This is a genomic window from Streptomyces sp. NPDC044719, from assembly GCF_056433405.1.
This window is the reverse complement of sequence record NZ_JBWKHE010000007.1, coordinates 551,022-565,308: the sequence shown is the minus strand read 5'-3', so window position 1 is coordinate 565,308 and position 14,287 is coordinate 551,022. Positions and strand designations below refer to the sequence as shown.

Here is a 14,287-nt window from a genome sequence, read left to right as displayed (position 1 = left end):
GCGTTGTGGCTGTTCGCGCCCACGCGGCGGAGCCGCAGGTTCAGCACAGCCCCGCACCCCTGAAGGAGCGCTCACACCAGCGCCGGCGACTTCCTGCGCGCCCCGCCCGGGGCCGCGTCCCCCGCCACGATGCCCGTGTTGCGATAGCCCTTGACCGGCTTGCCCGCCGGGCTGCCCGCGCCCCCGCGCAGCCAGTCCACCCGGACCCACAGCAACGCCTCGTCGGCCCGCTCCCGGCGGCCCAGCCACGCCGCCTTCAGCCACAGGCCCGCTCCGCAGCCGGCCAGCAGCATGCCGCCGGCGGCAGGGACGGCGAAGGCGGTGCCGAGGGCGGCGAGGAAGGCGAGGAGGAGCCACCAGCGGTGGTGGCGGCGCCAGTTGCGTACGGTCACCGCGCGGTCCTGGAGAACGTCGTGCTTGCCGGCGCGGGACGCGGAGGCGGCCAGGGTGACGCAGCGCTTGCGGCCTCCGCAGGCCACCACGGCCGTCGCCAGGAGGAACAGCGCCGCCCCGGCCAGGACGCCGATGCGGCGGCCGGTCAGTCCCGGTGCGAGGACGCCGATGCCCGCGGCGCACACGCCCAGCCACCACAGCGGTGCCGCCCCCGCCCGTACGACGACGGCGACCCGAGCCAGTCCTTGTCCTCCGCGCGTCACGTCAGCCTCCGTACCGTCTTCCGAATCCTCTGAAGGGGGTGCAGGAGAGGCACGTTAGCGACGCAACGTGAGACGGGTCTGAGAAACCGGCGCGCGCGCCGTGCCGGGCGCACGGCTGCGCCTGCGCCGCATGGTTGCTCAGTCGACGAACAGGCCCCGTGCCGCCGCCTTCGTGTCGAACTCCTCCAGGCGGGACTGGGCCTCGGGCAGGTCGTCGCACATCGCCTCCAGCAGCACCCGGCCGAGGAGCATCGGCGCACAGGCCGTGTCGAAGGCCAGGCCGGTGCCGACCGCGGCGGGGAGCAGCAGGTCGGACACCTTGGCGACCGGCGCGAAGGCGGAGTCGGCGACCGTGACGACGGTCAGCCCGGCCTCCTTGGCGTGGGCGAGGGTGTCGACGACCTCGCGGGGGTGCCGGGGCAGCGCGAAACAGAGCAGTGCGGTGGCACCGGCCCGGACGGCGGCGTCGATGCGGTCCTGGAGCATCGTGCCGCCCTCGTTGAGCAGCCGTACGTCGGGGTGGACCTTGGCGGCGAAGTAGGCGAAGCCGTGCGCCTGGGCGGCCGCCGCCCGCAGGCCGAGGACGGGGAGCGGCCGGGAGGACGCGAGGACGCGCCCGGCCCGCTGCACGGGCCCGGTGTCGGCCAGGGCCTCCGCCAGGTGCCGCAGGTTCGCGATCTCGGCCTCGACGGCCTGCTGGTACTCGTTGACGGACCCGGCGTCCGCCGCGGGTTCGGCGGGGGCGACCTCGCGCAGATGGCGGCGCAGGGCCGGGTAGCCGTCGAAGCCCAGGGCCACGGCGAAGCGGGTCACGGACGGCTGGCTGACCCCGGCCAGTTCGGCGAGTTCCACGCTCGACAGGAACGGCACGTCGGCGGCCCGCCGCACCATGCTGTGCGCGATACGCCGCTGGGTCGGCGTCAGCCGGTGGCCCTCGAAGAGCGCCTGCAACCGTGCGGCGGGGCTGTCCGAAAGGCCGGTGTTCCTGTCCGCGCTCGTCATGCGCTCCCCCTCGAGATGTCCGTGAACCTGTCGAGCAGCCGGGCCGCGGCCGTCACGTCGTCCGTGAGCGGCCGGTCGGCCGGGTCGTCGTCCAGCACCGCCCCGGCCAGCTCCAGCGCCCGGCCCAGTGGCAGACCCGGCTCGGGGGCGAGGCCGCGCTGACGCAGTGCCCGTACGGCGGCGACGAGTTCACAGCCGACGACGAGACGGTACGCGTCGCACGCGCGCAGCGCCTGCCGTGCCGCGAGCGAGGCGAAGCTGGCCTGTTCCTCGACGCCTCGGGAGAGTACAGCGTGGCCGAGCGACGCGGGCGCCGAGAAGGCGCGCAAGTCGCCCAGGGCGGCCCCGGCGGCGTACTCGAGGATCATCACGCCGGACGAGGCGGGCTCGCGATCGGCGAGGAAGGGCTGCAGGCGTGTGTAGGCAGGCTCGTTGAGGGCCGACAGACGGGACGTCGACAGCCGTGCCACCTGTGTCACCGCCAGCCTGAAGTGGTCCAGGGCGAGGGCCAGTTGCGCCTGGTAGAAGCCGCCGTGGTGGTAGGCGGCCATGTCCTCGGCGCAGATGAGGGGGTTTTCGGCCGCCGCGTTGATCTCGACGGCGAGTACGGCCTCCAGGGCGGCGGCGGCATCCTGCGCGGGGCCGTGGATCTGGGGCACGCAGCGGAAGCCGTACGGGTCCTGGATCCGGCCGAGGGGCGGTGCGGGCCGGTCCTCGGCGCCGATCAGTTCCCGCATGCTGCGGGCGACGTCGGTGGAGCCCCGGTGCGGCCGGACCGCGTGCACGGGCGCGGCGTAGGCCTCGTGGGAACCGTCGACGGCGAGCAACGACAGGGCGGCGACGACCTGGGTGGCGGCGATGAGCCCGCGCAGTTCGTGCAGGGCGAGGGCCGACTGGCCGAGGGTGAGAGCGTTACTGCTGATCAGAGCCAGCGCGTCGTTGTTGTCCAGGGGCTGTGACTCGGGGGCACCTGACCCGCGCCACGCGTGCTCCCCGGCCAGCGCCAGCCCCATCTGCGCCAGCGCCGCGATGTCGCCCGTGCCCACGGAGCCGAACTCGTTGACGACCGGGTACGCCCCGTTCTCCAGCGCCTCGCACAGGGCCGTGACGACGGTGGGCCGCAGCCCCGCACCGCCCGCGAGCAACTGGTTGGCCCGTACGGCGAGCATCGCCCGCACCTGCCGGGCGGGCAGCTCCGCGCCGATGGCGCCCGCGTGGCTGCGCAGCAGGCGCAGGCCGTGTCCGGCGGCGGTCTCGGTGGGCAGGTCCTCGTTCCGGTTGGCGCCCACACCGGTGGAACGGCCGTAGACACGTCCGGTCGCGGCGATCTGCCGGGCGGCGTTCCAGGACTCTTCGGCGCGCTTCATGGCGGCCGGGTCCGGGACCGGCCGCGCGGCCCCGTCGGCGAGGCGCACGACGTCCGTGACACCGAGCCCGCTGCCGTCGAGCACCACCGGGCCGCTCTCCAGGGAAACGGACATGTCCACGATCCGAGACGACATAGCGCCCAAACTCCCCTCAATCCTGACAACGGATCTTGCCCACCGGTCATCCGTTACCGCGGATTAACGCCGGAGCATTGACAACCTATTCAGACACCAAGAACTCTGCATGACGTTATACAGCCGGGCAAGGGACATCTCATGATCCAGTTCGATGCGGTCCACAAGCGCTTCCCGAACGGCACCACAGCAGTCCATGACCTCAGCCTCGAGCTGCCGGAAGGCGGCGTGACGGTCCTCGTCGGATCCTCCGGTTGCGGGAAGACGACCACCCTGCGGATGATCAACCGGATGGTGGAGCCGAGCTCCGGCACCGTCCGGGTCGGCGGCAAGGACGTCCAGCGCCAGGACGCCGCCGAGCTGCGCCGCTCCATCGGGTACGTCATCCAGCAGGCCGGCCTCTTCCCGCACCGGACGGTGCTCGACAACATCGCCACCGTGCCGCTGCTGCTCGGCTGGGGCCGCCGCAAGGCACGGGCCAGAGCAGCCGAACTCCTGGAGCTCGTGGGCCTGTCCGCCGACTCCGGCCGGCGCTACCCGCACCAGCTCTCCGGCGGCCAGCAGCAACGCGTCGGTGTGGCACGCGCCCTGGCCGCCGACCCGCCCGTGCTGCTCATGGACGAGCCGTTCGGCGCGGTCGACCCCGTCGTGCGCACCCAGCTGCAGGACGAACTGCTCCGCCTGCAGCAGGAGCTGAGCAAGACCATCGTCTTCGTCACGCACGACGTCGACGAGGCCGTCCGGCTCGGCGACCGCATCGCGGTCTTCCGCACCGGCGGCCACCTGGTGCAGTGCGCACCGCCCGCCGAGCTGCTGGCCCGCCCGGCCGACGACTTCGTCGCCGGCTTCCTCGGCGCCGAGCGCGGCCTGAAGCTGCTCTCCCTGAAGACCCTCGCGGACGTCCCACAGGGCCCGGCCCCCGAGGGCGGTGCCTGGAACCTCGTCCTCGACGAGGCACGCAGGCCGCTGCACTGGCGGTCGAGCGACACGAAGGACGCCGAGCTCCCCGTACGACCGCTCAAGGACACCGACTCCCTGCTGTCGGCCCTCGACGAGTCGGTCGCCTCCCCCACCGGCCTGGTCGCCCGGGTCGACGCGGACGGAGCTCTCACCGGCGTGACATCCCGCGACGACATACACGCGCACGCGGGCCGCGCCCACAGCGAAGCCCGGGTGGCCGCATGACCGTCGACCGGTCCTGGCTCGCCGACCACACGGGCGACCTCACGGCCCTCACCCTCTCCCACCTCCAGGCCGCCCTCACGGCCGTCCTCCTCGGCCTGCTGATCTCGCTTCCGCTGGCCGTTCTCGCCCACCGCGTGAAGCCCCTGCGCGGCTTCCTCCTCGGCGCCTCGAACGTCCTGTTCACCATTCCGTCGATCGCGGTCTTCGTCCTCCTGCTCCCGGTCTCCGGCCTGACCCGCACCACCACGGTCGTCGGGCTGACGATCTACACCCTGGTCGTCCTGCTCCGGAACACCGTCGAGGGCCTCGACTCGGTCCCGGCGAGGACGAAGGAGGCCGCGAGGGCGATGGGCACGCGTCCCCTGCGCACCCTGCTCACCGTCGAGCTTCCGCTCGCCCTGCCCGTGATCATGGCGGGTGTGCGGATCGCCACCGTCATGTCGATCTCCCTCGTGTCGGTGGCGACCTACATCGGTGACGGCGGCCTCGGCCAGCTGTTCACGGACGGCTTCCAGCGCAACTTCCCCACCCCGGTGATCGTCGGCGTCGTCCTGACCCTGCTCCTGGCCGTGCTGGCGGACGCCCTGCTGGTCGCCCTCCAGTACGTCCTCACTCCGTGGAAGAGGCGGCGAGCCTGAGATGTACGAGCTGTTCGAGAACCTCGGCGCCTGGCTGGTCAGCGGTGATCAGTGGTCCGGCCCCGACGGCATCGCCCACCGCATCGCCGAGCACCTGCAGTACTCGCTCCTGGCCACCCTCGTCGCGGCGGCCATCGGCCTCCCGCTGGGTCTGCTGATCGGCCACACCGGCCGGGGCGCGTTCCTCGCCATCAACCTCGCGTCCTTCGGCCGGGCCCTGCCCACCGTCGGTCTGGTGGTGCTGGTCTTCCTGGCCAGCGGGCTGTCCATGTGGCCGGTGTACATCGCGCTGGTCGCCCTCGCGGTCCCGGCGATCGTCACCAACACCTACGCGGGCATGACCTCCGTCGACCCGGACGTGAAGGACGCGGCACGCGGCCAGGGCATGCGCGGTCACCAGGTGCTTTTCCAGGTGGAGCTGCCGCTCGCCCTCCCCCTGGTCATGACGGGCCTGCGCCTGGCCCTGATCCAGGTGGTCGCCACCGCCACCATCGCCGCGTACGTCTCCTTCGGCGGTCTGGGCCGCTATGTCTTCGACGGCCTCGCCCAGCGTGACCTCGTCCAGGTGCTCGGCGGCGCGGTGCTGGTCGCGGTGATCGCCGTCGTCCTGGACCTCGCGCTCTCCGTCCTCCAGCGCTTCCTCGTCGTCCCCCGCTTCCGGCTCCGCTCGAGCGAGGGCATCCCTACCCGCACTGTCTAGGGAGTTCCCCTTGAACCGCAGGACCCTTCTCGGCGGCCTGTTCGCGGCCGCCTCCGTACCCGCCCTCTCCGCCTGCGCGAGCGGCATCACCTCCCTCGACAACCAGGGCACCACCACCGGTGGCGGCGGCTCCAGCAAGGGCGGCGTCACCATCGGCACCGCCAACTTCACCGAGAACCAGGTGCTCGGGTACCTGTACGCGGCCGTCCTGGAAGCGGCCGGTGTCCAGACCACCGTCCGCCCGAACCTCGGCACCCGCGAGATCCTCATCCCCGCGCTCAAGGGCGGCGACATCGACCTCCTCCCCGAGTACCAGGGGGCGCTCCTGCACTACCTCGATCCGAAGGCGACGGCGACCGAGGAGGGCGCGATGCAGAACGCGCTGACCATGGCCCTGCCGAAGGGACTCCAGGTCCTCCCGTACGGCATGGCCGAGGACTCGGACGCCTTCGCCGTCACCCGGGAGACGGCACGCAGGTACGGCCTGGCCTCCCTCGCGGATCTGAGGAAGCAGAACGGCAAGCTCGTCATCGGCGCCTCGGCCGAGGTGAAGAAGCGCCAGGTCGGTGTGGTCGGCCTCAAGGACGTGTACGGGGTGGAGTTCAAGGAGTTCAAGTCGCTCGACTCCTCCGGCCCGCTGGTCAAGGGCGCCCTGAAGAAGGGCGACGTGGACGTGGCCAACCTCTTCACCACCGACACGGACATCCGGGCCAACGACTGGGTGGTGCTGTCGGACCCCAGGAACCTGATCCCCGGCCAGCACGTCGTCCCCCTCATAGCCGACCGCAAGGCCGACTCCACCGTCCGCAAGGCCCTGGCCGCACTCGGCAACGTCCTGACCACCGCCCAGCTCACCGAGCTCAACCGCCAGGTGGACAAGGACAAGAAGGACCCGCAGGACGTGGCGGACGCCTACGCGAGGCAGCACGGGCTGATGAAGTGAGCGAAACCCCCGGCCCACAGGGGGGATATCCCCAGTGCGGCCGGTGCCCCCACTCCCTACCGTGGACCGCATGACCGGAATGGACGCGCGGGACACCGAGCTGAAGAAGGAACTCGACGCCACCCTGCACGCGCGCAGGGAGCTGGGCGAGGAGTACGAGTCCGCGCTGGTCGACTCGTTCCTGGAGAAGGTCGACCAGCGGATCGACGGCGCGGTGGACCGCCGGGTGCGCCGGCAGCTCGCCGAGCAGCAGATGCAGACGGCCCGGGACTCCCGGGCGCCTCGGCCCACGGACTCCTGGGGCGAGCGCTTCGGCTTCGGCATCGTCTCCCTGGTCCTCGCGGTGCCGCTGTCCGCGATCGGCGGGGGCGTGGCCCAGCTGCCCGGCATGCTCGTCGCCTGGGCCGGCATCGTGGGCGTCAACCTCGTCCAGGCCGTCCGCACCAACCCGGAACTGTTCGGCCGCAGCAAGTCCTCCCAGGCCGGTGGCTGGGAGGACTGAGCGGGCGCCCGCCGTTCAGGCCTGCCGGGTGGGCAGCGCGACGATCTGCCGCAGATTGACCCGGCGCGGCCGGCTGGTCGCGTAGGCCACCAGGTCGGCCAGCTCCTCGGCGGACAGCGCGCCCACCTGGTCCCGCAGCTCCGCCACCTGCCGGGCCAGTTCCGCGTCGCCGATGTGGGCGAGCAGCTCGCTCTCGACGAACCCGGGCTCGATGTTGGTGACCCGGACGTCCCGCGGCCCGAACTCGCCGCGCAGGGACTCCGACAGATAGGTGACGGCCGCCTTGGTCGCGCCGTAGACCGCGTAGTTCGGGAAGCTGACGTGCGCGGCGATGGACGAGATGTTCACGATGTCGGCCGTACGGCCGTCCGCGGCCGCGCCCACCAGGTCGCCGGTGAAGGCGCCGATGATCCGCAGCACACCGGCGACGTTGGTGTCGAGCATCCGCTGCCACTCGTCGGCGCGCCGGGCGTCGACGGGGTGCGGCAGCATCACGCCGGCGGAGTTGACGACCAGGTCGACGGGCCCGAACTCCGTGTGGATCCGGTCGGCGGCGGCCGCCACGGACGTCTCGTCGGTGACGTCCGCGACGACGGTCAGGGCCTGCCCGCCGTCGGCCCGGATCTTCCCGGCGAGCGCCGTCAGCCGTTCCTCACGCCGGGCCAGCAAAGCCACCCGGGCGCCCCGGTCGGCCAGCAGGACGGCGATGGCCTCACCGATCCCGCTCGCTGCTCCGGTGACGACGGCGGTACGGCCGGCCAGGTTCTCGTACGACATGGGAGATCCCCTCGGTGGTGGCCGGGGCGTCTCCCCGGCCTCGTCCACCACCCTCGGCACCGTCGGCCGCCCTACCCAGGGGGGCGCTTTTCCTGGGTCTGCCAGTACCAGGTTCGCCTCGCGCGAGGCGCCTAGGCTCGAAGGCATGGACGGAGAACTGGGAGATTTCCTGCGCTCGCGCCGTGCCCGTATCCAGCCGGAGGAGGTGGGGCTGCCCTCCTACGGCCGCCGACGTGTCCCGGGGCTGCGCCGTGAGGAGGTGGCGCAGCTGGCCGGGGTGAGCGTCGACTACTACGTCCGTCTGGAGCAGGGCAGGGGGCCCGGGGACCCGTCCCGGACGAAGTCCGGTGGCGTGTCGGACGCCGTGCTGGACGCGGTCGCGCGGGTGCTGCGGCTGGACGAGGCGGAGCACGCGTATCTGCGGGCGGTCGCCCGGCCCCGCCGGGTCGAGAGCGCACCGGCCTCGTCCGCTCGGCCCGGGCCCGGGGAGGCCGCGTCCCGGGTGCGCCCGGGTGTCCAGTTGATCCTGGACGGCATGGACCGCAATCCGGCGTACGTCCTGGACCACCGCATGGACGTCCTCGGCTGGAACGCGCTCGCCGACGCCCTGCTCGACTTCGGCGGACCCGGCTGCGAGGAGCTCAGCATCCCGCGCCGCGTCTTCCTCGACCCCGCCGCCCGCGAGATCTATCCGGACTGGGCGGCGATCGCGGGCCAGACGGTCGCCCATCTGCGGCTGCAGGCGGGCCACCACCCCGGGGACCCCGCCACCGGGGAACTGGTCGCCGAACTCTCCCGTGCCGACGAGGACTTCCGCAGCCTGTGGGCCGATCACCGGGTCAAGCCCTGCGACCACGGAGTGAAACAGCTGCGGCACCCGGTCGCCGGCCTGCTGACCCTCCCGTACGAGACCCTCGCGATCCCCGGGGCTCCGGACCAGACGATCGTCGCCTACACACCGGAACCGGGCTCGGAGACGGCGGAGCGCCTGGCGCTGCTGGGGAGTTGGGCGACGAGCCGGGCCGGCTGAGTCCGGGAAGAAAATGCGCGGGGACCGCCGCACCCCCTGTTCGGGGGGCGGGACGACGGCGGTCCCCGCGAGAGACGCGGGCCTGGTCAGGGCCGGGCTGGCGCGTCAGTAGGGTCCTTGGAGGTCCGGGAGCCGCTCCGGAGGTCCTTGACGCCTACGGCGTCGACCCGGGCGGGGAGCCGCTCCCGCCCTGCCGACACCCACCAATGTGCAGGACCCGTGTTAAGCGGGTGCTGCGCGAACGTGACACCCTCGTACCACTTCCGCGAAGTCCACGAAGATCACGGACGCCCCGAGTTCACCCGGTTCACGGGTGGTTCACCGGGTGTTCGCCGCCGCTTTCCCGGTCCTGGCGAGGAAGGACAGCAGGTCCTGCCGGCTGACCACACCGGTCGGCTTGCCCTCGACCAGGACGATCGCCGCGTCCGCCTTGCCCAGCACGGCCATCAGGTCCTCGACCGGTTCGCCGGAGCCGACCTGGGGCAGCGGGCCGCACATGTGCTTCTCCAGCGGGTCGTCGAGCGAGGCGCTCTTGCTGAACAGCGCGTCCAGCAGCTCGCGTTCGACGACCGAGCCGACGACCTCGGCGGCCATGACGTCGGGGTGGCCCGCGCCCGGCTTGACGACCGGCATCTGCGAGACGCCGTACTCACGCAGTACGTCGATGGCCTGGCCGACCGTCTCCTCCGGGTGCATGTGGACGAGGGAGGGCATGCGGTCGCCCTCCTTGTCGGCCAGGACGTCGCCGACGCGGGCGCTCGGGCCCGAGTCCTCGAGGAAGCCGTAGTCGGCCATCCACTCGTCGTTGAAGATCTTGCTGAGGTAGCCGCGCCCGCTGTCCGGCAGCAGGACCACCACGACGTCGTCCTCGCCGAGCCGGGCGGCGACCTCCAGCGCGGCGACGACCGCCATGCCGCAGGAGCCGCCGACCAGGAGGCCCTCCTCCTTGGCCAGGCGGCGGGTCATCTGGAAGGAGTCCTTGTCGGACACGGCGACGATCTCGTCCGCGACGGTCCGGTCGTAGGCGGTCGGCCAGAAGTCCTCGCCGACGCCCTCGACGAGGTACGGCCGCCCGGAGCCGCCGGAGTAGACGGAGCCCTCGGGGTCGGCGCCGACCACCCGCACCTTGCCGTCGCTGATCTCCTTCAGATAGCGCCCGGTCCCGGAGATGGTGCCGCCGGTGCCCACGCCCGTCACGAAGTGGGTGATCTTCCCCTCCGTCTGCTCCCACAGCTCGGGGCCGGTGGAGTGGTAGTGGGAGAGCGGGTTGTGGGGGTTGGAGTACTGGTCGGGCTTCCAGGCGCCCGGCGTCTCACGGACCAGCCGGTCGGAGACGTTGTAGTACGAGTCCGGGTGCTCGGGGTCCACGGCGGTCGGGCAGACGACGACCTCGGCGCCGTACGCGCGCAGCACGTTGATCTTGTCGGTGCTCACCTTGTCGGGGCACACGAAGATGCACTTGTACCCCTTCTGCTGCGCCACGATGGCGAGCCCCACGCCGGTGTTGCCGCTGGTCGGCTCGACGATCGTGCCGCCGGGCTTGAGCGCGCCGCTCTCCTCCGCGGCCTCGATCATGCGCAGGGCGATGCGGTCCTTCACGGATCCGCCGGGGTTGAAGTACTCCACCTTGGCCAGGACGGTCGCCCTGATGCCTTTGGTCACGCTGTTGAGCCTCACCAGCGGGGTGTTGCCGACGAGGCTGATCATCGAGTCGTGGAACTGCACCGTTGTCTCCGGATGCCGCAGAAGAAGTGGTCTGTGTGGTGCCGCCAGCCTATGTGCTGCCCGTGGTCCGTGACGGTCGTTCACTCCGCGTTGAGATTGGGCGACGGCCTGTACGGGGCAAGCACTGGGTGTACGGGTTCGAGGAGGTGGCGGCGACGCATGACGAGCATGTCGAGGGCGAGGGTGGCCCGGCGGATCGCGGCCGGCGCGGCGTACGGCGGCGGCGGGATCGGTCTGGCGGGGGCGGCCGCCGTGGGGCTTGTGCTGGCGGAGGTGCAGCTGGCGCGGCGCCGGGTGGGCAACGGCACGTCCGGGCACGTGCCGAACGCGGACGGGCTGTACGGCCGTGCGTACGCCGGCTCCGGTGAGTCGCCGCTGCGGCTGACGATGCTGGGCGACTCCACGGCCGCGGGCCAGGGCGTGCACCGTTCCGGGCAGACACCGGGTGCGCTGCTGGCGTCGGGGCTCGCGGCGCTGGCGGAATGCCCGGTGCGGTTGCGCACGGTGGCGACACCCGGGGCGCGTTCGGACGACCTGGACCGCCAGGTGGCCCTGGTGCTGGCCGACTCCGATCCGGTGCCCGACATCTGCGTGATCATGGTCGGCGCGAACGACGTCACCCACCGCATGCCCCCGACCCGCTCGGTCCGCTGCCTGGCGTCGGCGGTACGGCGGCTGCGCACGGCCGGCGCGGAGGTGGTGGTCGGCACCTGTCCCGACCTGGGCACCATCGAGCCGGTCCGGCAGCCGTTGCGCTGGCTGGCGCGACGGGCCTCCCGCCAGCTGGCGGCCGCCCAGACGATCGGAGTGGTCGAGCAGGGCGGCCGCACCGTGTCCCTGGGCGACCTGCTGGGCCCCGAGTTCGCCGAGAACCCGCGCGAGCTGTTCGGCCCCGACAGCTACCACCCCTCCGCCGAGGGATATGCGACGGCGGCGATGGCGGTCCTGCCGAGCGTCTGCGCCTCCCTCGGCCTGTGGCCGGCCGAGGAGGAGCGGCCGGACGCCTCCCGTCGCGAGGGCTTCCTGCCGGTGGCCCGGGCGGCGGCGGAGGCCGCGTCGGAGGCGGGCACGGAGGTCGCGGCGGCGATGCCGAGCGGGTCGCGGGGACCCTGGGCCCTGCTCAAGCGCCGGCGGCGCAGGCGGGTACCCGAGCAGGAGCCGGCGCCTGCCACGCCCTCGAACTGAAGGCAGGGAAAGCAAGCGCTTAGTAAACTGCGGCCAGGGTCACACCGCGAGACCCGTGACCCAGCCCATACGTACGGGTAACTTCCCAGACAGCCCAGCCAGACCACCCGGTACGTCAATGGAGCCGTGATGCCCGAAGCCGTGATCGTCTCAGCCGCCCGCTCCCCCATCGGCCGCGCCGTCAAGGGCTCCCTCAAGGACCTCCGCCCCGACGACCTGGCCGCCACGATCGTCCAGACCGCCCTGGCCAAGGTCCCCGAGCTGGACCCGAAGGACATCGACGACCTGATGCTCGGCTGCGGCCTGCCCGGCGGCGAGCAGGGCCACAACCTCGGCCGCATCGTGGCCGTGCAGATGGGGATGGACCACCTGCCGGGCTGCACCGTCACCCGGTACTGCTCCTCCTCCCTGCAGACCTCCCGCATGGCCCTGCACGCCATCAAGGCCGGCGAGGGCGACGTCTTCATCTCGGCGGGCGTCGAGACCGTCTCCCGGTACGCGAACGGCAGCTCGGACATCCCCGGCACGCACAACCCGCTCTTCGCCGACGCCGAGGCCCGCACCGCCGAGACCGCCCAGTCCGAGGGCTCGACCTGGCACGACCCGCGCGAGGACGGCCTGCTGCCCGACCCGTACATCGCGATGGGCCAGACCGCCGAGAACCTGGCCCGCGCCAAGGGCGTCACCCGCCAGGACATGGACGAGTTCGGCGTCCGCTCGCAGAACCTCGCCGAGGAAGCCATCAAGAACGGCTTCTGGGAGCGCGAGATCACCCCGGTGACGCTCCCCGACGGCACGGTCGTCGCCAAGGACGACGGCCCCCGCGCCGGCGTCACCCTGGAGGGCGTCCAGGGCCTCAAGCCGGTCTTCCGCCCCGACGGCCTGGTCACCGCCGCCAACTGCTGCCCGCTGAACGACGGCGCCGCCGCGCTCGTGATCATGTCCGACACCAAGGCCCGGGAGCTCGGCCTCACCCCGCTCGCCCGCATCGTGTCGACCGGCGTCTCCGGCCTCTCCCCCGAGATCATGGGCCTCGGCCCGGTCGAGGCGAGCAAGCAGGCCCTGGGCCGCGCCGGCCTGACCATCGACGACATCGACCTGGTCGAGATCAACGAGGCGTTCGCCGCCCAGGTGATCCCCTCCTACCGCGACCTGGGCATCCCGCTGGAGAAGCTGAACGTCAACGGCGGTGCCATCGCCGTCGGCCACCCCTTCGGCATGACCGGCGCCCGCATCACCACCACGCTCATCAACTCCCTCCAGTTCCACGACAAGCAGTTCGGTCTGGAGACGATGTGCGTCGGCGGCGGCCAGGGCATGGCCATGGTCATCGAGCGCCTCAGCTGAGCACCGCACCGTAGCCGCCATAGCACCGGCTGTGAGGCGTTGGCCCGGAACCCCGGAAACTCCAGGGTTCCGGGCCGTTTTGTGATCCAATCTCCCCCAGGATGTGACGTATCTCCCTCCGCCCGGGGAGAAGCGCAGGTCACAGCAGCCACACCCCCTCCCCCGAGGCCGAAGCCCTGTCCGTTTCGTGACGTTACGCAATGACAGCTGGTTAGTCCGCCCTTCAAGCTGATGTAGGAAGTCGGGGGTCGACTTTGAACCGGGAGTACGTCAGTGAGCGCCATGCCGATCGCGTTGCTGGTCACCACGGCCGCCACGGGCGCCGTGGGCGTTGCCGTCCTGCGCACCGTCCTGCAGCTGCGGCGACAGGTCGCGGCCCTGCACACCGCACTGGCCGAGAACCGCGCCGCCGCCACCCGCGCCCTGCTGCCGGCCGCCCGCACTGCCGACACCGAGGAGATACGCGCCGCCGTCGCGGCCGCGCTGGCCGAGGAACGGGAGCGGGAGCTCGCCGAGGCGCGGGCGTTCTGGGCCGCCCAGGAGACCCGTGACGCCTCCGACGCGCCCTCCCTGCTGGGCCTGCCCGAACACGATCTGTTCCTGCCCCGGCAGGCCGATTTCGCGGGTCTGGAGTCGGTGTCCGAGCCCGGCGCCGAGACCGAGGAACCGGCCGAGTCCCCGGAGCTGGCCGCGGCCCGCCGCCGTCACCCCTCCCACCCGGACTTCGTGCCGGCCCAGTCGCCCGTGGTGAACGACCACGAGCGCACGGTCGCCACCCTGGAGGAGCTGGCCTCCTCCCGCGTGGAGCTGACGGACGTCCGCCCGGGCCCGCTGGGGACCCTCGACGTCTACGTCTTCGCCGACGGCACGACCCTGTGCATGACCCCGGGCCACCGGGAAACCGCGGAACGCCTCGCCGCCGCCCTGCGCGCCGGCGAGACTCCGACCCTCCTGGGCGGCTCAGGCGTGTCAGGCGCGTACTCGCTCACGTTCGAGTGCGGCGAGGAGAACGTCTACATCCTGGCGGACAGGGTCATCTCGTCCCTGTAGTGGAGCGCCCCCTTCAGGGGCGCGGGGCTGTGTCGATGTGCGGCT

The 14,287-nt window shown here is 72.2% G+C and carries 14 protein-coding genes; 9 read left to right on the top strand and 5 right to left on the bottom strand.

The annotated features are described in order from the left end of the window. Positions 1–71 precede the first annotated feature (71 nt). The 3 genes from AC07DF_RS29275 to AC07DF_RS29265 form a co-directional block, all read right to left on the bottom strand. Positions 72–656 (bottom strand): hypothetical protein, encoded by a 585-nt coding sequence (locus tag AC07DF_RS29275; RefSeq protein WP_478977746.1) that lies wholly within the window; start codon positions 654–656, stop codon positions 72–74. Between the two features lie 138 nt (positions 657–794). After that, on the bottom strand, positions 795–1,658 hold the full coding sequence (locus tag AC07DF_RS29270; RefSeq protein ID WP_478977743.1) for a MurR/RpiR family transcriptional regulator: 864 nt from the start codon (positions 1,656–1,658) through the stop codon (positions 795–797). Beyond that, the gene (locus tag AC07DF_RS29265; RefSeq protein ID WP_478977740.1) at positions 1,655–3,160 is read right to left on the bottom strand and encodes an aromatic amino acid ammonia-lyase; all 1,506 of its coding nucleotides are present in this window, start codon (positions 3,158–3,160) and stop codon (positions 1,655–1,657) included. The genes AC07DF_RS29270 and AC07DF_RS29265 overlap by 4 nt, the downstream gene beginning before the upstream one ends. A gap of 141 nt (positions 3,161–3,301) precedes the next feature. On the opposite strand from AC07DF_RS29265, the gene AC07DF_RS29260 reads away from it, so the two are divergent. The 5 genes from AC07DF_RS29260 (at position 3,302) to AC07DF_RS29240 (ending at position 7,128) form a co-directional block, all read left to right on the top strand. Beyond that, positions 3,302–4,345 carry an ABC transporter ATP-binding protein gene (locus AC07DF_RS29260; RefSeq protein ID WP_478977737.1) on the top strand — a complete coding sequence of 348 codons (1,044 nt, stop codon included), beginning with the start codon at positions 3,302–3,304 and terminating at the stop codon, positions 4,343–4,345. Beyond that, positions 4,342–4,983 carry an ABC transporter permease gene (locus AC07DF_RS29255; protein WP_478977734.1) on the top strand — a complete coding sequence of 214 codons (642 nt, stop codon included), beginning with the start codon at positions 4,342–4,344 and terminating at the stop codon, positions 4,981–4,983. The genes AC07DF_RS29260 and AC07DF_RS29255 overlap by 4 nt, the downstream gene beginning before the upstream one ends. 1 nt (position 4,984) lies before the next feature. Then, entirely contained in the window at positions 4,985–5,683 is a 699-nt protein-coding gene (locus AC07DF_RS29250) for an ABC transporter permease (protein WP_478977731.1), read from the top strand. A 10-nt stretch (positions 5,684–5,693) separates the two neighbouring features. Beyond that, positions 5,694–6,626, top strand: a complete 933-nt coding sequence (locus tag AC07DF_RS29245) for an ABC transporter substrate-binding protein (protein ID WP_478977728.1) — start codon at positions 5,694–5,696, stop codon at positions 6,624–6,626. Between the two features lie 79 nt (positions 6,627–6,705). Next, entirely contained in the window at positions 6,706–7,128 is a 423-nt protein-coding gene (locus AC07DF_RS29240; RefSeq protein ID WP_478977955.1) for a hypothetical protein, read from the top strand. 15 nt (positions 7,129–7,143) lie between these two features. On the opposite strand, the gene AC07DF_RS29235 is transcribed toward AC07DF_RS29240, so the two are convergent. Further along, complete coding sequence (locus AC07DF_RS29235; protein ID WP_478977725.1) at positions 7,144–7,905, bottom strand: SDR family oxidoreductase; 762 nt, start codon at positions 7,903–7,905, stop codon at positions 7,144–7,146. Positions 7,906–8,050: 145 nt separating this feature from the next. Between AC07DF_RS29235 and AC07DF_RS29230 the strand changes: the two genes are divergently transcribed. Further along, positions 8,051–8,935 carry a helix-turn-helix transcriptional regulator gene (locus AC07DF_RS29230; RefSeq protein WP_478977722.1) on the top strand — a complete coding sequence of 295 codons (885 nt, stop codon included), beginning with the start codon at positions 8,051–8,053 and terminating at the stop codon, positions 8,933–8,935. A gap of 318 nt (positions 8,936–9,253) precedes the next feature. Here AC07DF_RS29230 and AC07DF_RS29225 read toward each other — a convergent pair whose 3' ends face one another. Further along, positions 9,254–10,660 (bottom strand): cystathionine beta-synthase, encoded by a 1,407-nt coding sequence (locus AC07DF_RS29225; RefSeq protein WP_478977719.1) that lies wholly within the window; start codon positions 10,658–10,660, stop codon positions 9,254–9,256. A 159-nt stretch (positions 10,661–10,819) separates the two neighbouring features. Here AC07DF_RS29225 and AC07DF_RS29220 point away from each other — a divergent pair, with 159 nt between their 5' ends. From AC07DF_RS29220 to AC07DF_RS29210, 3 genes are all read left to right on the top strand, one after another. Beyond that, positions 10,820–11,845: an SGNH/GDSL hydrolase family protein gene (locus AC07DF_RS29220; protein WP_478977715.1), complete on the top strand. Its 1,026-nt coding sequence runs from the start codon at positions 10,820–10,822 to the stop codon at positions 11,843–11,845. 129 nt (positions 11,846–11,974) lie between these two features. Continuing rightward, on the top strand, positions 11,975–13,192 hold the full coding sequence (locus AC07DF_RS29215; RefSeq protein ID WP_478977712.1) for an acetyl-CoA C-acetyltransferase: 1,218 nt from the start codon (positions 11,975–11,977) through the stop codon (positions 13,190–13,192). A gap of 273 nt (positions 13,193–13,465) precedes the next feature. Then, the gene (locus AC07DF_RS29210; RefSeq protein ID WP_478977709.1) at positions 13,466–14,242 is read left to right on the top strand and encodes a hypothetical protein; all 777 of its coding nucleotides are present in this window, start codon (positions 13,466–13,468) and stop codon (positions 14,240–14,242) included. The last annotated feature ends 45 nt before the right edge of the window (positions 14,243–14,287 follow it).

Excerpts from the sequence above, each read along its gene's own strand:
- AC07DF_RS29270 (WP_478977743.1), bottom strand. The coding sequence starts at position 1,658 with ATGACGAGCGCGGACAGGAACACCGGCCTTTCGGACAGCCCCGCCGCA.
- AC07DF_RS29265 (WP_478977740.1), bottom strand. The coding sequence starts at position 3,160 with ATGTCGTCTCGGATCGTGGACATGTCCGTTTCCCTGGAGAGCGGCCCG.
- AC07DF_RS29260 (WP_478977737.1), top strand. The coding sequence starts at position 3,302 with ATGATCCAGTTCGATGCGGTCCACAAGCGCTTCCCGAACGGCACCACA.
- AC07DF_RS29255 (WP_478977734.1), top strand. The coding sequence starts at position 4,342 with ATGACCGTCGACCGGTCCTGGCTCGCCGACCACACGGGCGACCTCACG.
- AC07DF_RS29250 (WP_478977731.1), top strand. The coding sequence starts at position 4,985 with ATGTACGAGCTGTTCGAGAACCTCGGCGCCTGGCTGGTCAGCGGTGAT.
- AC07DF_RS29240 (WP_478977955.1), top strand. The coding sequence starts at position 6,706 with ATGGACGCGCGGGACACCGAGCTGAAGAAGGAACTCGACGCCACCCTG.
- AC07DF_RS29235 (WP_478977725.1), bottom strand. The coding sequence starts at position 7,905 with ATGTCGTACGAGAACCTGGCCGGCCGTACCGCCGTCGTCACCGGAGCA.
- AC07DF_RS29230 (WP_478977722.1), top strand. The coding sequence starts at position 8,051 with ATGGACGGAGAACTGGGAGATTTCCTGCGCTCGCGCCGTGCCCGTATC.
- AC07DF_RS29220 (WP_478977715.1), top strand. The coding sequence starts at position 10,820 with ATGACGAGCATGTCGAGGGCGAGGGTGGCCCGGCGGATCGCGGCCGGC.
- AC07DF_RS29215 (WP_478977712.1), top strand. The coding sequence starts at position 11,975 with ATGCCCGAAGCCGTGATCGTCTCAGCCGCCCGCTCCCCCATCGGCCGC.